Annotated in this window: 10 protein-coding genes; 7 read left to right on the top strand and 3 right to left on the bottom strand. The window is 65.5% G+C overall.

Annotated features, from left to right (window positions below):
• The first annotated feature begins 131 nt into the window (after positions 1 to 131).
• From GGR23_RS14105 to GGR23_RS14095, 3 genes are all read left to right on the top strand, one after another.
• Entirely contained in the window at positions 132 to 1,421 is a 1,290-nt protein-coding gene (locus GGR23_RS14105) for a glycerate kinase type-2 family protein (protein ID WP_183366938.1), read from the top strand.
• A gap of 207 nt (positions 1,422 to 1,628) precedes the next feature.
• Positions 1,629 to 3,365 carry a type I secretion system permease/ATPase gene (locus GGR23_RS14100; protein WP_183366937.1) on the top strand — a complete coding sequence of 579 codons (1,737 nt, stop codon included), beginning with the start codon at positions 1,629 to 1,631 and terminating at the stop codon, positions 3,363 to 3,365.
• A 10-nt stretch (positions 3,366 to 3,375) separates the two neighbouring features.
• Entirely contained in the window at positions 3,376 to 4,734 is a 1,359-nt protein-coding gene (locus tag GGR23_RS14095) for an HlyD family type I secretion periplasmic adaptor subunit (protein ID WP_183366936.1), read from the top strand.
• Between the two features lie 66 nt (positions 4,735 to 4,800).
• Here GGR23_RS14095 and GGR23_RS14090 read toward each other — a convergent pair whose 3' ends face one another.
• The 3 genes from GGR23_RS14090 to GGR23_RS14080 all read right to left on the bottom strand — a co-directional run bounded on the left by GGR23_RS14090 (position 4,801) and on the right by GGR23_RS14080 (position 7,565).
• Complete coding sequence (locus GGR23_RS14090) at positions 4,801 to 5,304, bottom strand: helix-turn-helix domain-containing protein (protein WP_281375736.1); 504 nt, start codon at positions 5,302 to 5,304, stop codon at positions 4,801 to 4,803.
• A gap of 447 nt (positions 5,305 to 5,751) precedes the next feature.
• Complete coding sequence (locus tag GGR23_RS14085; protein ID WP_183366934.1) at positions 5,752 to 6,789, bottom strand: aldo/keto reductase; 1,038 nt, start codon at positions 6,787 to 6,789, stop codon at positions 5,752 to 5,754.
• Positions 6,790 to 6,827: 38 nt separating this feature from the next.
• Positions 6,828 to 7,565, bottom strand: coding sequence for a GntR family transcriptional regulator (locus GGR23_RS14080; RefSeq protein ID WP_183366933.1), 738 nt, complete (start codon positions 7,563 to 7,565; stop codon positions 6,828 to 6,830).
• A gap of 98 nt (positions 7,566 to 7,663) precedes the next feature.
• On the opposite strand from GGR23_RS14080, the gene GGR23_RS14075 reads away from it, so the two are divergent.
• The 4 genes from GGR23_RS14075 (at position 7,664) to GGR23_RS14060 (ending at position 13,246) form a co-directional block, all read left to right on the top strand.
• A complete protein-coding gene (locus GGR23_RS14075; protein ID WP_183366932.1) occupies positions 7,664 to 9,190 on the top strand; it encodes a UxaA family hydrolase in 1,527 nt (508 codons plus the stop codon).
• A 10-nt stretch (positions 9,191 to 9,200) separates the two neighbouring features.
• The gene (locus tag GGR23_RS14070) at positions 9,201 to 10,367 is read left to right on the top strand and encodes a fumarylacetoacetate hydrolase family protein (protein ID WP_382341736.1); all 1,167 of its coding nucleotides are present in this window, start codon (positions 9,201 to 9,203) and stop codon (positions 10,365 to 10,367) included.
• Between the two features lie 288 nt (positions 10,368 to 10,655).
• On the top strand, positions 10,656 to 12,230 hold the full coding sequence (locus GGR23_RS14065) for a sugar ABC transporter ATP-binding protein (RefSeq protein ID WP_183366930.1): 1,575 nt from the start codon (positions 10,656 to 10,658) through the stop codon (positions 12,228 to 12,230).
• Positions 12,231 to 12,241: 11 nt separating this feature from the next.
• Positions 12,242 to 13,246 (top strand): ABC transporter permease, encoded by a 1,005-nt coding sequence (locus GGR23_RS14060; RefSeq protein WP_183366929.1) that lies wholly within the window; start codon positions 12,242 to 12,244, stop codon positions 13,244 to 13,246.
• Positions 13,247 to 13,318 lie beyond the last annotated feature (72 nt).

The following is a 13,318-nucleotide window of genomic DNA, read 5'->3' as shown; positions in this document are numbered from 1 at the left end:
GCTGGCGTATTCCGGCCCGAGCACGGCGCGGAAAGAGTTGCGCCGGCCCCGCGTATCGGCACTATCGCCATCGGCGGTACCGGTCCGGTGCCGCCATGCACTTCTACCGCCTCAAGCACCCGGATGCGCCCATGACCTCTGCCACTTCCTCCGTCGCCACGCTTCGCGCCGATGCCCGCGCCTTCTTCGATGCGGCGGTCCGCGCGGCGGATCCCGCCGGGGCGGTGGAAAAGGCGCTTCTGGCTGAAGGCGCTGCCATCGCCGCGGCCCGGCGCATCATTCTCGTCGCCTTCGGCAAGGCTGCCGTTCCGATGATGCGCGCTGCCTTGCCCTTCGCGAAGGGCAAGCTCGCAAGGGCCGTGGCGCTTACCAACTACGAGAATGTGGCACCCGTCGAGGGCGCCGATGTGCTGCCCGGCGGCCACCCGATCCCGGACGAGAACGGCTTGAAGGGCGCGGCAGCCATCGAAGCGGCGGTTGCCGGTGCCGAAGAGGGCGATCTGGTGATCGTTCTGACCTCGGGCGGCGGTTCGGCCCTGCTTTGCGCCCCCGCCGAGGGCATCGCGCTCTCGGACAAGATGGCCCTCAACGCCGCGCTCATCCGCTCCGGAGCGGATATCACCGAGATCAACACCGTGCGCAGCATGGTGTCCCGCCTCAAGGGCGGACGGCTGGCGCGGCTCGCCCATCGCGGCCAGCTTGTCGCGCTCGTGCTTTCCGACGTTCCGGGCGACGACCTGACCATCATCGCCTCCGGGCCGACGGTGCCGAGCCGGGCAACCGCGGCTTCGGCCATGGCCATCCTCGAGAAGTACGGGCTCGTCGACAGCCTGCCCGGACCGATTGCCCGGCATCTGCGGGAGACGGCGCCGAAGGAGGATCTTTCCGCCCCCATTCCCCATGCCCGCTCGCGGATCATCGGCTCCAACAGCCTGAGCCTGGAAGCGGCCAAGCAGGCGGCGTCGGACAAGGGCTACCGGGCCGTGACGGGTCATGTCTGGCTGGAAGGGGAGGTGGGCCTTGCCGCGGCCGATCTCTGCCGCATGGCGGCCGGGGAAGGCGCGGGGCCGGTCGCGATCGTTTCCGGCGGGGAGCCGGTGGTGGTGCTGACCGGCACAGGCAAGGGCGGACGCAATCAGGAACTGGCGCTGCGCTTTGCCGTTGCCGAAAAGGCTGCACCCCTTGGCCGCCCCTGGGCGTTCCTCAGCGGCGGGACCGACGGCCGGGACGGCCCGACGGAAGCGGCCGGTGCGGTCGTGGATGCGGGCACGCTTGGCCGTATGGAGGCGGCCGGCATCGATGTTGCGGCCCGCCTTGCGGACAATGACAGCAATCCCGCGCTTGCGGCCTCCGGCGATCTGGTGATGACGGGCGGAACCGGCACGAACGTGGCCGACATCCAGATCGTCCTGCTCGGCTGAAGGGCCGCGCCACACAGATTAATGACCGATGCGGCATATAAGCATCTTTTAAACCATCGGATGTGAGTGTAGTAGCCACACGCCCCTCATGCGTGGTAGCTAATGCTGGGCATTGGGGCGTCCAACACCGTTCTGCTTTCATTTATTCAAATTTATGACATTCAGCCGTATTATTTGGCGCGAAAACGCTGCGTCAGAAAGGACATTATGTCTCGGCACCGGCAAGCCACCCATACTCAGGCCATCGAACGGGCGATGGTGTCGATCAGGCGCTCGGCCCTGAGCGTCTTCATCTTTTCGGGCATCATCAACCTGCTCTATCTCACGGGCTCGTTGTTCATGCTGCAGGTGTATGACCGCGTTCTCTCCAGCCGTTCCGTGCCGACCCTCGTCGGGCTGGCGGTGCTGACGGCCGTTCTCTATGTCTTCCAGGGGGCTCTCGACGGTTTGCGCCAGCGCATCGTCGCCCGCCTTGGCCTTCGCTTCGACCGCGAGATCCTGCCGCTTGCCTTCGATGCGCTCCGCCTGCTGACGCTCTTCGGGCGCAACCCGACCGATGCACAGGCACCGATGCGCGATCTCGACACCATGCGCGGCTTCGTCAGTTCGCAGGCGCTGATCTCGCTCTTCGACCTGCCGTGGATCCCGATCTACATGATCTTCGTCTTCGCGCTCCACCCGCTGCTCGGCTACATCACCATCGCGGGTGCGGTTCTGCTGATCGCACTGACGCTCATCACGGAGGCGCTGAGCCGCAAGCCCTCGAAGTCGGTCATGGAGCTGGTCGGGCGGCGCCAGGCCATGGCGGAAGCGGCACGACGCAATGCCGAGAGCATCCAGGCCATGGGCTTTGCCTCCGCCTATTACAGCCAGTTCGATGCGGTGAACGAGCGCTACATGGACGCGCAGCGCGAACTGACCGACACGTCGTCCGTGCTCGGCTCCGTCGGCAAGGTGCTGCGCATGGTCATGCAGTCGGCCACCCTCGGCTTCGCCGCCTATCTGACGATCCAGGGCGAGTTGAGCGCGGGCAGCATCATCGCGGCCAACATCATTTCCGGCCGTGCCCTCGCGCCGATCGACATGATCATCGGCCAGTGGAAGTTCTTCGTCGCCGCCCGTCAGGCCCGCACGCGCCTCTTCGAGATCATCGGCAAGCTGCCGGCAAAGGGCGAACCGCTGGAACTGCCTGCCCCGGCCCGCACCGTTCAGGTGGAAAACGTGACCGTGGCGACACCCGGCGCGGAGCGGATGATCGTCAACAACATCTCCTTCTCCATCGAAGCGGGCGACGGCCTGGCGATCATCGGCCCGAGCGGTGCCGGCAAGTCCACGCTGGCGCGCGCCATCGTCGGCGCGGCGCGCACCGTGCGCGGTGCCGTCCGGCTCGACGGGGCGCCGCTGGACCAGTGGGACGAACGGGCGCTCGGCCAGCATATCGGCTATCTCCCGCAAAGCACGGAGCTGTTCGACGGCACGATTGCCGAGAACATCTCGCGCTTCGACCCGGCAGCCAGCGCCGAGGCGGTGATCGAGGCCGCGCAGGCGGCGGGCGTCCACGATCTCGTGCTGCGCCTTCCGGAGGGCTACAACACGAGGATCGGTGAAGGTGGCGTGGTGCTGTCAGGTGGCCAGCGCCAGCGCATCGGGCTTGCCCGCGCCCTTTACGGCCGGCCCTTCCTGGTGGTTCTGGACGAACCGGCCTCCAACCTCGACGGCGAGGGCGACAATGCACTGATGCGGGCCATCGCCGGCGTGCGCGAGCGCAAGGGCATCGTCATCATGATCGCGCACCGGCCGAGCGCCCTTGCGGTGGTCAATCTCGTGGCCGTGATCCAGGACGGCGCGCTCAGCCATTTCGGGCCGACCGAGAAGGTCATGCAGCAGCTCAACGGGCAGGGGGGCGCCACGCCCATCAACCGCCCGGCGGCCGTGAACTCGTGAGGACCGGACGATGATCCAGGAAAAGCAACCTTTCTCCGGCACGCCGCTTCTGCCGATGCCGCAAACCGCCGCCCGGAACCGCAACGACGGCCTGCGCCGCCAGATCCTGCTCGGCTACGGGCTGATCGCACTGATGGGCGTTGCCATCTTCGGCTGGGCCGCCACCACGAATATCAGCGGCGCGGTCGTCGGCGGCGGTCGCGTCATGGTGCAGAGCAACGAGAAGCTAGTGCAGCATCCGACTGGCGGTGTGATCGGCAAGATCCTCGTCAAGGACGGTTCGCGCGTGGAGGCCGGCGATGTCGTCCTTCGCCTCGACGATACGGCGGTCAGGGCCAATCTCGCCATCGTCGAATCGGGGCTCTCGGCGCTGAAGGCACGCCTTGCCAGGCTTCAGGCCGAACGTGACCGGGCGGAGACGATCCGCTTCCCGGACGACATGCGGGCCAATCCGTCGCAGGCCGACAGCGATTCCATGCGCAGCGAGACGCAGTTCTTCGAAACCCGCCGCCGCGCCCTGCTGAACCACCAGGCACAGCTTCGCCAGAAGATCGACCAGGTGAAGCAGCAGGTGAAGGGCTACGACGTGACCATCGACAGCCGCAAGCGCCAGTGGGACCTCGTCAAGACCGAGCTGGAAGCGACCCGCAAGCTCTACAGGCAGAACCTCTCCACCCGCTCGCAGCTTGCCGCGCTGGAGCAGAATGCGGCCAAGCTGGAGGGGGAATATGGTGCCCTGATCAGCGATCGCGCCGGCCTGATGGCGCAGATTGCCGAAACCGAAATCCAGATCACCGGCCTCGAGGAGGAAAACCTCGCCGACGTGATGAAGGATCTTCGCGAGACGGAAGCCAAGATCGCCGAGCAGGAAGCCCGCCGCATCGCGGCCCGCGACCAGCTGGCCCGCATCGACATCCGTGCGCCTGCCGCCGGCACCGTGCATGAACTTGCCGTCCACACGGTCGGCGGCGTGATCAATCCGGCCGAAACGCTGATGAAGATCGTGCCCGCCTCGTCGCCGCTGGAATTCGACCTCCGCATCAGCCCGACCGACATCGACCAGGTGCATGTGGGGCAGACCGCGCGGTTGCGCTTCCCGGCCTTCAACCGGGCCCACACGCCCGAGGTTGCCGGAACGGTCACCTTCGTGGCGGCGGATGCATCCGTCGACCGCCAGTCGGAGCGCTCGTTCTACGAGCTCAGGATCACACCGGAGCCCGACATCCACAAGAAGCTTTCGGATCGAGGCGTGGATCTGGTGCCGGGCATGCCGGTCGAAGCCTTCATCCAGACGGAGGAAAGAACGGCGCTCTCCTATTTCCTCAAGCCGCTGACGGATCAGGTCCGCCACGCCTTCCGCGAGGAATAGGCGGAAATCGCTTCGGGAGAAGGGTGACAAGCCGCCGGTCTGCCGGCGGCTTTCGCATGTCAGGGCTCAGGCGTTGCTTGCAAGCGCGGCGGTGAGCCCCGCCTCGAGCCGGCGGCGAAGCGCCAGCCTCAGGGCGGGCAGGTGGGCTTCCACCTCCTCCGGGTCGGACGGCGAAGCGCCCTTTGCGAGAAGTTCGTTGTACAGTTCCGCGGCAATGCCGGCTGCCTTTTCCGGGCCCAGCGGCAGGCCGAGCAGGGCGTGCATGTCCACGGCCATGGCCGCCAGCCGGATCATCGTGTCCGCAACCACATCGTCCGGCTCCGCCTCCGCCATGTGGAAGGGATTGCCCTCGCCGGTGAGCAGCCAGTTGAGATTGATCCCGAAACGGGAATGATAGGTGGCCAGCAGCGCCATTCCCGGCTCGCTGACACCTCGTTCATAGGTTCCCAGCGTATCGGGAGGCATGCCGAGCAATGCCGCCATGTCCTTGCGGAGTGGCATGCCCAGCGCCTTTCGCGCATCAGCCAGCCTTTGACCCAAGGCCGTTCTCGGTTTTTCAGGTCTTGCCATACCCTTTAACGACCGAACATCGTCTTCATGACGAGGTTTTCTCGTTATCCCTGTCTAACAGCCTGATTTTGCAGGCCAATTACCATTTTCCTCAACAAAAGGCGGTGGCCGCATACTGCCTTACAGCATGTTTCGGTGCTTTGCATAGGGCAAGATTTCCCCCACCAGAAGCTGAATTTCCAAGGCCGACGGCCTTCCTCATGGCATTCGTTTTCCGGTGATGGCACTCGCTCGTCCGGACGCGGAACGCATGTTCCCGCGCGGATTTCGCGAATGCCGATTTGCACGACACGTGCGGTGTAATAGCCTGAAGCGGACTTCAGTTCCCGCAAAAGCTGCGTGGTTTCAGAGCATTCGCGCGTCAACGCTAACGCCCTCTTAACCCTGAAGGGCCGGAATTCGCGTGTCGTGTTTCGAGACGGTACGGAATGTGCCGGAACGGAACGGCTACCGGGCCGGGGTGGGGGCGTCCTGGCGTATGAGGCCTTCGCTCTTCAGGTCGGCCCACAGGCCTGGCGGAATTTCTGCCGAGAGGAGCCGGGCATTGGCTGCGGTTTCGGCCGCGTTGATCATGCCGGGAATCACCGTGCGCACGCAGGGATGGGCATAGACGAACTGCATGGCGGCCGCGATCAGCGCGACCCGATGGGCGGCACACACCGCCTCGATGCGGCGGACCCGGTCGAGGATGTCGGCCGGGGCTGGACCGTAATTGTACTTCGCACCCTCGATGGCGCCGGTCGCCAGGATGCCGGAATTGAACGGACCGCCGAGTATGATGCCCACGTCCCGCTTCTCGCAAAGCGGCAGGAAGGTGGACAGCGCCTCCTGTTCCAGCAGCGTGTAGCGCCCCGCCAGCAGGAAGCAGTCGAAATCCGCCAGCCCCAGCAGCCTTTCGCAGACCTGCCATTCGTTGACGCCCGCGCCGATGGCTGTGACCGCTCCGGAAGAGCGCAGCTCGGACAATGCCCGGTAGCCGCCGAGATCGAACAGCTCGCGCACGCGCCGGTCGCTCATCTCCTGCGAGCCTTGCGAGAAGGCGCACACATCGTGAACCAGCAGGATGTCCACATGGTCGACGCCCAGCCGCTTCAGGCTCGCCTCGTGGCTGCGCATGACGCCGTCATAGGAATAGTCGAACACGATCCGCTTCTGGGGAACATCGACGAAGGCTTCCGGCGTGACCTCGTGCGGCGCGCAATCCAGAAGCAGGCGGCCGATCTTCGTCGACAGCACCAGCCCGTCGCGCCCGAGCTTCGGAAGCGCGCGTCCGATCCGCTCTTCGGAGCGTCCCAGCCCGTATTGCGGGGCGGTATCGAAATAGCGGATGCCGGCATCATGGGCGGCGACGAGGGCCGCTTCCGCATCCTCGTCCGAAACCTTCCGATAGAGATTGCCGAGCGCCGCGCCGCCGAAGCCCATGCGGGTGAGGGCAAGCGGCCTGGCGGTGCGGTTGTTCAGAAGCACGGTATCGGACGGTTTCATCGCGGGTATTCCTGGAGGAGATCGGGTGGCGGGATGGTTCAGGGAGCCTTGCCGGCCGGCCCCGCCGGACGGGGGCGGAAATAGTCGGGATGGCTTTCCCCAAGCGAGGCAAAACGGTTGATCAGCTGGCCGAGATGGAAGCGCATGGCCCTGTCTGCGCCGGCCGGATCGCGATTGCGGATCGCATCGACAATGGCGGCATGTTCGGCGACGACGGCAGCCGGGCGGCCTTCCTCCGGAAGCAGAAGAATGCGCGGGCGCTTGAGCTTCAGGGAGATCGTCGACACGGTGCCCACGAGGTTCGGATAGCCCGTCGCCTCCATCAGCATGGCGTGGAAGGCCTCGTCCGCCTCGTAGAAACCGGCATTGTCGCCGTCGTCGAGCAGCAGTTGCTGCAGGCGCAGGCTGCGGGTCAGCTGGGCCAGCTGCTCCGGCGTGTGATCGACCGCCACCTTGGCGACGGCCGCCGCCTCCAGCGCCTCGCGCATGAAGGACGCCTCGCGGATCTCCTCCAGCGAAAAGCGCGAGACGCGGGTCCCGCTCTGCGGCACCACGTCCACCAGGCCCTCCGCGGCAAGCCGGGCAATGGCCTCCGATACCGGCGAGCGCGACACGCCGAGCGCCTCGCAGATCGCCGCCTTCCGCAACATCGCCCCCGGCGCGTAGGCGAGGGAGAGGATGGCGTCGCGCAACGCCAGATAGACCCGCTGGGACAGCGGTCCTGTGGTCTCTATCCGTGTCAGCGGCGCGGCATCAAAGCCTGTCGTGGTGTCCATGGGGCCTCCATTGCATACTAACATGTTAGTTGACACATTTTTCCAGTCAAGCTAAACGGAATGGCATATGCCCGATCGGGCTCCACCGGATCAACGCCATGAATGCCTCTCACTCGACCATCAAGCTTCAACCGAGCGACAATGTCGTGATAGCGCTCAAGGATCTGGCGGCCGGCGCGGTCGTGGAGGGGCTCGAGGGCCCGCTGAAGCAGGCCGTGCCGCGCGGCCACAAGATCGCGGTGCGTGCCATTCCGGCGGGCAGCAACGTCTATCGCTACGGGCAGATCATCGGGCAGGCGAAGGCAGACATCGCTGCCGGCGAGCATGTGCACGTGCACAATCTCGGCATGGGCGAGCACACGCAGGATTATGCCTTCGCAAGCCAGAGCATCGCGCTGCCGCCGGTCACCGAGAGCCGCACCTTCATGGGCTACCGCCGGGCGGACGGAAAGGTCGGCACCCGCAACTATATCGGCATCCTCACCACGGTGAACTGTTCGGGTTCGGTCGCAAAATTCATTGCCGAGGCGGCGGAGAAGTCCGGCTTCCTCGATGACTACCCCAACATCGACGGCATCGTGCCGATCATGCATTCGAGCGGCTGCGGCATGTCGGGGGCGGGAAGCGAGAATTACACGACGCTATTCCGCACGCTCTCCGGCTATGCACGCAATCCGAATTTCGGCGGTGTGCTGCTGCTCGGTCTCGGATGCGAGGTGATGCAGATCCCCGATCTCGTCGGCGGGCGGAAGATCCGGGCCGACGGCATGCTGCGCTACATGACGATCCAGCAGGAGGGCGGCACCCGCAAGACCATCGAGCGCGGGCTCGAGGCGCTGCGGGGCGTGGCCGAATTCGCAAACCAGGCGGTGCGCACACCGCAGCCCGTCTCCGAAATCACCGTCGGCATGCAGTGCGGCGGTTCGGATGGCTATTCCGGCATCACCGCCAACCCGGCGCTTGGGCATGCCTCCGACCTGCTGGTGCGCCACGGCGGCACGACCATTCTCTCCGAAACCTCGGAAATCTACGGCGCGGAGCACCTGCTCACCCGCAGGGCGGAGACGGTGGAGGTGGGCGAGAAGCTGATCGAGCGCATTCGCTGGTGGGAGGATTATACCGCCCGCAACGGCGGCGAGATGGACAACAACCCGTCCCCCGGCAACAAGCGCGGCGGGCTGACCACCATTCTCGAGAAGTCCCTCGGTGCGGTGGCCAAGGGCGGAACGGCACCGCTGCGCGATGTCTACAAGTTCGGAGAGCCGATCGACAAGAAGGGCTTCGTCTTCATGGACAGCCCCGGCTTCGACCCCTGCTCGGTGACCGGGCAGGTCGCCTCCGGCGCCAATCTCATCGTCTTCACCACGGGGCGCGGCTCGGTGTCCGGCTACAAGCCGGTGCCCTGCATCAAGATCGCCACCAATTCGGAAATGTACGAGCGCATCCGCGACGACATGGACCTGAACTGCGGGGACATCGTCACCCATGGCGTGTCCATCGAGGAGAAGGGGCGCGAGCTTTTCGAGCTGATGATCCGGATTGCCTCGGGCGAGCAGAGCAAGAGCGAGGAACTGGGCTTCGGCGCGGCGGAATTCGTGCCATGGCAGATCGGCGCGGTGATGTGAGGCGATGACGATGCAGACACTGAACGCCGCCGATATTCTGCCCCAAGATGCCGACACTGCCCTGCTCGTCGGGCGGGTCTGGTCGAAGCATGCGGGCGGACCCTGCCCGGTCATCCTGCGCGGGGGCGAGGTCCTGGACCTCTCGGGCCTTGCCGCCACCCTTTCCGATCTCCTCGAGCGCACGGACCTCCAGGAGACGCTGGCGGGCGACCATCCCTCGCTCGGGCCGCTGGAGGGCTTTCTCGACGGAAGCGAGGGCGCGCTTCTGGCGCCGGTGGATCTCCAGCCGGTCAAGGCCGCAGGCGTCACCTTTGCGGGCAGCATGCTGGAACGGGTGATCGAGGAGCAGGCCCGGGGCGATTATGCCCGGGCGGCCGAGATCCGCGCGCGTCTTGCCCCGGTGCTCGGCGACAACCTGCGTGGCGTGAAGGCGGGCTCCGACGAGGCTGCCAAGGTCAAGGCCCTGCTTCAGGAGATGGGCCTCTGGTCGCAATATCTCGAGGTCGGCATCGGCCCGGATGCGGAAATCTTCACCAAGGCTCCGCCCATGGCCGCCGTCGGCTGCGGCGCGCGGGTGGGCATCCATCCGATCTCGCAATGGAACAACCCGGAGCCGGAAGTGGTGCTCGCCATCCGCTCCGACGGCACGATCCTCGGCGTGACGCTCGGCAACGACGTGAACCTGCGCGACGTGGAAGGGCGCTCGGCCCTGCTTCTCGGCAAGGCGAAGGACAACAACGCTTCCTGCGCGCTCGGGCCCTTCATCCGCCTGTTCGACGAGGGCTTCACGCTTGCGGATGCGGGCCGCCTGACCATTTCGCTGAAGGTCACGGGCGAGGACGGATTCGAAATGGCGGGCGAAAGCCAGATGCAGGCCATCAGCCGCACGCCGGCCGATCTCGCCCGCCAGCTGATCAACCGCAACCACCAGTATCCCGACGGGGTCGTGCTGTTCCTCGGCACCATGTTTGCGCCGGTGAAGGATCGCCGCGCCCCGGGCCAGGGCTTCACCCACGAGGTCGGGGACCGGGTGGAAATTTCGGCGCCGGAGCTCGGCCGTCTCGTCAACTGGGTCGACCGCACGGATCGCTGCCCCGAGTGGCAGTTCGGCCTGCGGGCGCTCATGGAAAATCTTGCGGCCAGAGGCCTGCTGGGCAAAAGCGCCACGGGCACTTGACGCATAGTGATGTCGAATGTAACTTGGCTAATGCAAAATTTACGGCCATAAATGTCTCAAAATGTATCATTTTTGGTCGAGATACGCAGTCTTGGTCGGGGATAGTTCCCGGCGCACGAGAGCTGCCATCAACCCTTGGCGCCGCCGGCTGGGAGGCCAGGCGCAGGGCTTTTGAAAGGCCGGAATGCGCGACTTCGGCGCGGCCCGGCGGGGAGAGGAGGCCGCGGTTCCCGTCGAGGGTGCTGCGGGAGGCAGGCAGAAAGCCTGCTGGAAACGATTGGGGGACAGATGTCCGTCTCGAATGACAGGGAGGAGGCACCCGGCGGTGCCGCAGATCGGGAGCAGGGGGCTGCAGGCCAGCCTTTGCTGTCATTGAGCGACGTGGAGAAGTCCTTCCCGGGCGTGAAGGCGCTTCGCGGCGTCCGCTTCGACCTCAGGGCCGGCGAGGTGCATGCCCTGATGGGGGAGAACGGCGCCGGCAAATCCACCCTCATGAAGATCATCACGGGCGTCTACCAGCCGGATTCCGGCGAGATGCGCGTTTCCGGCGAACCGGTGAGCGTCCCCGATCCCCGGGCGGCGCAGGCCCTCGGCATCGGCATCATTCATCAGGAGCTGTTCCTGATGAACCACCTGACGGCAGCGCAGAACATCTTCATCGGGCGCGAGCCGCGCAAGGGCTTCGGGCTCTTTGTGGACGAACAGCAGATGCGGGCCGATGCGGACGCGCTTTTCCGCCGGATGAAGGTGGACATCGATCCGGACGTGGAGGTCGGCACGCTCACCGTTGCCCGGCAGCAGCTGGTGGAAATCGCCAAGGCACTCTCCTTCAATTCCCGCGTCCTCATCATGGACGAACCCACCTCGGCGCTGAACGAGACGGAGGTGGAGCATCTCTTCGCGATCATCGAGGATCTGAAGCGCCAGGGGGTGGGCATCGTCTACATCACCCACAAGATGGACGAGGTGAAGCGGATCGCCGATCGCGTGACGGTCATGCGCGACGGGCAGTATATCGACACGCTGCCGGCCGCGACGACAGACATGGCCACGATCATCTCGCTGATGGTGGGCCGCGAACTCGCCGATTCCACCCGCGCCGAAGGCCGGGGCGCCGAAGAGGAGGTGCTGCGCGTCGAGGGGCTGAACCGCGGCCAGGTGATCCGCAATGTCAGCTTCTCCCTGCGCAGGGGCGAAATCCTCGGCTTTGCCGGCCTGATGGGCGCGGGGCGCACGGAAGTGGCCCGGGCGATCTTCGGCGCCGACCCGATCGATAGCGGCGAGATCACCATCCATGGCCGCAGGCAGGCGATTTCCAGCCCCAAGGATGCGGTGGCGCTCGGGCTTGCCTATCTCAGCGAGGATCGCAAGCATTTCGGCCTGGTGACGGGCATGTCCGTCTCCGACAACATCACCATGGCCTCGTGGCGGCGCTTCACCAAGGGCCGCGTGTTCATGGACGATGCGCGGCTGCGCGAGGCGTCGAAGGATTACGTGGCGCGCCTGAAGGTGAAGACACCCTCCGTCTTCCAGGAGACGCGCCTGCTTTCGGGCGGCAACCAGCAGAAGGTGGTCATCGCCAAGTGGCTGCTGCGCGACTGCGACATCCTCATCTTCGACGAGCCGACCCGGGGCATAGACATCGGCGCCAAGGCGGAAATCTACAAGCTGCTCCAGGGGCTTGCGGCGCAGGGCAAGTCGATCATCGTGATTTCCTCGGAGCTGCCGGAAGTGCTGCGGCTTTCCCACCGCATCCTCGTGATGTGCGAGGGGCGTATCACCGGTGAACTGGACGGCCGGGAGGCGACCCAGGAATCCATCATGCACCTTGCCACCCTGCGCCCGTCCATCGCCGCGGAATAAGGAACGTTTCCATGACCGACATCACCCTCGAACAGGCCGGCGCCAAGAAATCCAGTCTCTTCTCCACGGCCGCCTTGCAGAAGGGCGTCGCCTTCGTGGTGCTGATCGCGCTTCTCGCCTTCTTCAGCATCTTCACGGAGAATTTCGCCGCCTGGAACAACATGGTCAACATCATGCAGGCCACGGCCGTGAACGGGGTTCTGGGCGTGGCGGTGACCTTCGTGATCATCTCCGGCGGCATAGACCTTGCCGTCGGCACCATGATGACGCTGACGGCGGTCATGGCCGGGCTGGTGCTGACCAATCTCGGCATGCCGCTTCCTGTCGGCATTGCCGCGGCTCTTGCCTCCGGTGGCGTCATGGGCCTGATCTCGGGCTCGGCCATCGCCAAGCTGAAGATCCCGCCCTTCATCGCAACGCTCGGCATGATGCAGATCTCGCGCGGCCTGGCGCTGGTCTTCTCGGGCGCCAAGCCGATCTATTTCAACTCCACGCCGAACTACAAGTACCTGTCGCCGGAAAGCTCCATCTCCTCGCTGATCCCCGGCTTCGAGGTGCCGAACGGCGTCTTCATCATGTTCGGCGTGGCGATCGCGGCGTCGATCGTGCTGAACCGCTCGCTCTTCGGCCGCTACATCTTCGCCCTCGGCAGCAACGAGGAGGCGGCGCGCCTTTCCGGTGTCAACGTCGATTTTTGGAAGATCCTCACCTATGCCCTGAGCGGCGCCATCTGCGGCGTTGCAGGCCTCCTGATCTCCTCGCGCCTCAATTCGGCGCAGCCCGCACTCGGCCTCGGCTACGAGCTCGACGCCATCGCGGCGGTGGTCATCGGCGGCACATCCCTTTCCGGAGGCCGGGGCACGATCCTCGGCACCATCATCGGCGCCTTCATCATGAGCGTTCTGACCAACGGCCTGCGCAGCATGGGCGTGCAGGAGGAATGGAAGATCGTGGTGACCGGCGTCATCATCATGGTCGCGGTTTTCGTCGACATCATCTTGCGAAGGAGAGCCTGAGGCGGACGGGAGGCCGCCTGACTGTTTCATGAGAGAGGAACGCCATCGCGCGATGGCACAAACCAAACAATG

This window comes from Gellertiella hungarica (assembly GCF_014197145.1).
Classification (GTDB): Bacteria; Pseudomonadota; Alphaproteobacteria; order Rhizobiales; family Rhizobiaceae; genus Gellertiella; species Gellertiella hungarica.
This window is presented reverse-complemented; position numbering and strand designations above follow the sequence as displayed.

Bases quoted from the DNA above. Each gene is read 5' to 3' on its own strand.
- GGR23_RS14065 (WP_183366930.1), top strand. From the start codon at position 10,656: ATGTCCGTCTCGAATGACAGGGAGGAGGCACCCGGCGGTGCCGCAGAT.
- GGR23_RS14090 (WP_281375736.1), bottom strand. From the start codon at position 5,304: ATGGCAAGACCTGAAAAACCGAGAACGGCCTTGGGTCAAAGGCTGGCT.
- GGR23_RS14095 (WP_183366936.1), top strand. From the start codon at position 3,376: ATGATCCAGGAAAAGCAACCTTTCTCCGGCACGCCGCTTCTGCCGATG.
- GGR23_RS14075 (WP_183366932.1), top strand. From the start codon at position 7,664: ATGAATGCCTCTCACTCGACCATCAAGCTTCAACCGAGCGACAATGTC.
- GGR23_RS14100 (WP_183366937.1), top strand. From the start codon at position 1,629: ATGTCTCGGCACCGGCAAGCCACCCATACTCAGGCCATCGAACGGGCG.
- GGR23_RS14060 (WP_183366929.1), top strand. From the start codon at position 12,242: ATGACCGACATCACCCTCGAACAGGCCGGCGCCAAGAAATCCAGTCTC.
- GGR23_RS14085 (WP_183366934.1), bottom strand. From the start codon at position 6,789: ATGAAACCGTCCGATACCGTGCTTCTGAACAACCGCACCGCCAGGCCG.
- GGR23_RS14070 (WP_382341736.1), top strand. From the start codon at position 9,201: ATGCAGACACTGAACGCCGCCGATATTCTGCCCCAAGATGCCGACACT.
- GGR23_RS14105 (WP_183366938.1), top strand. From the start codon at position 132: ATGACCTCTGCCACTTCCTCCGTCGCCACGCTTCGCGCCGATGCCCGC.
- GGR23_RS14080 (WP_183366933.1), bottom strand. From the start codon at position 7,565: ATGGACACCACGACAGGCTTTGATGCCGCGCCGCTGACACGGATAGAG.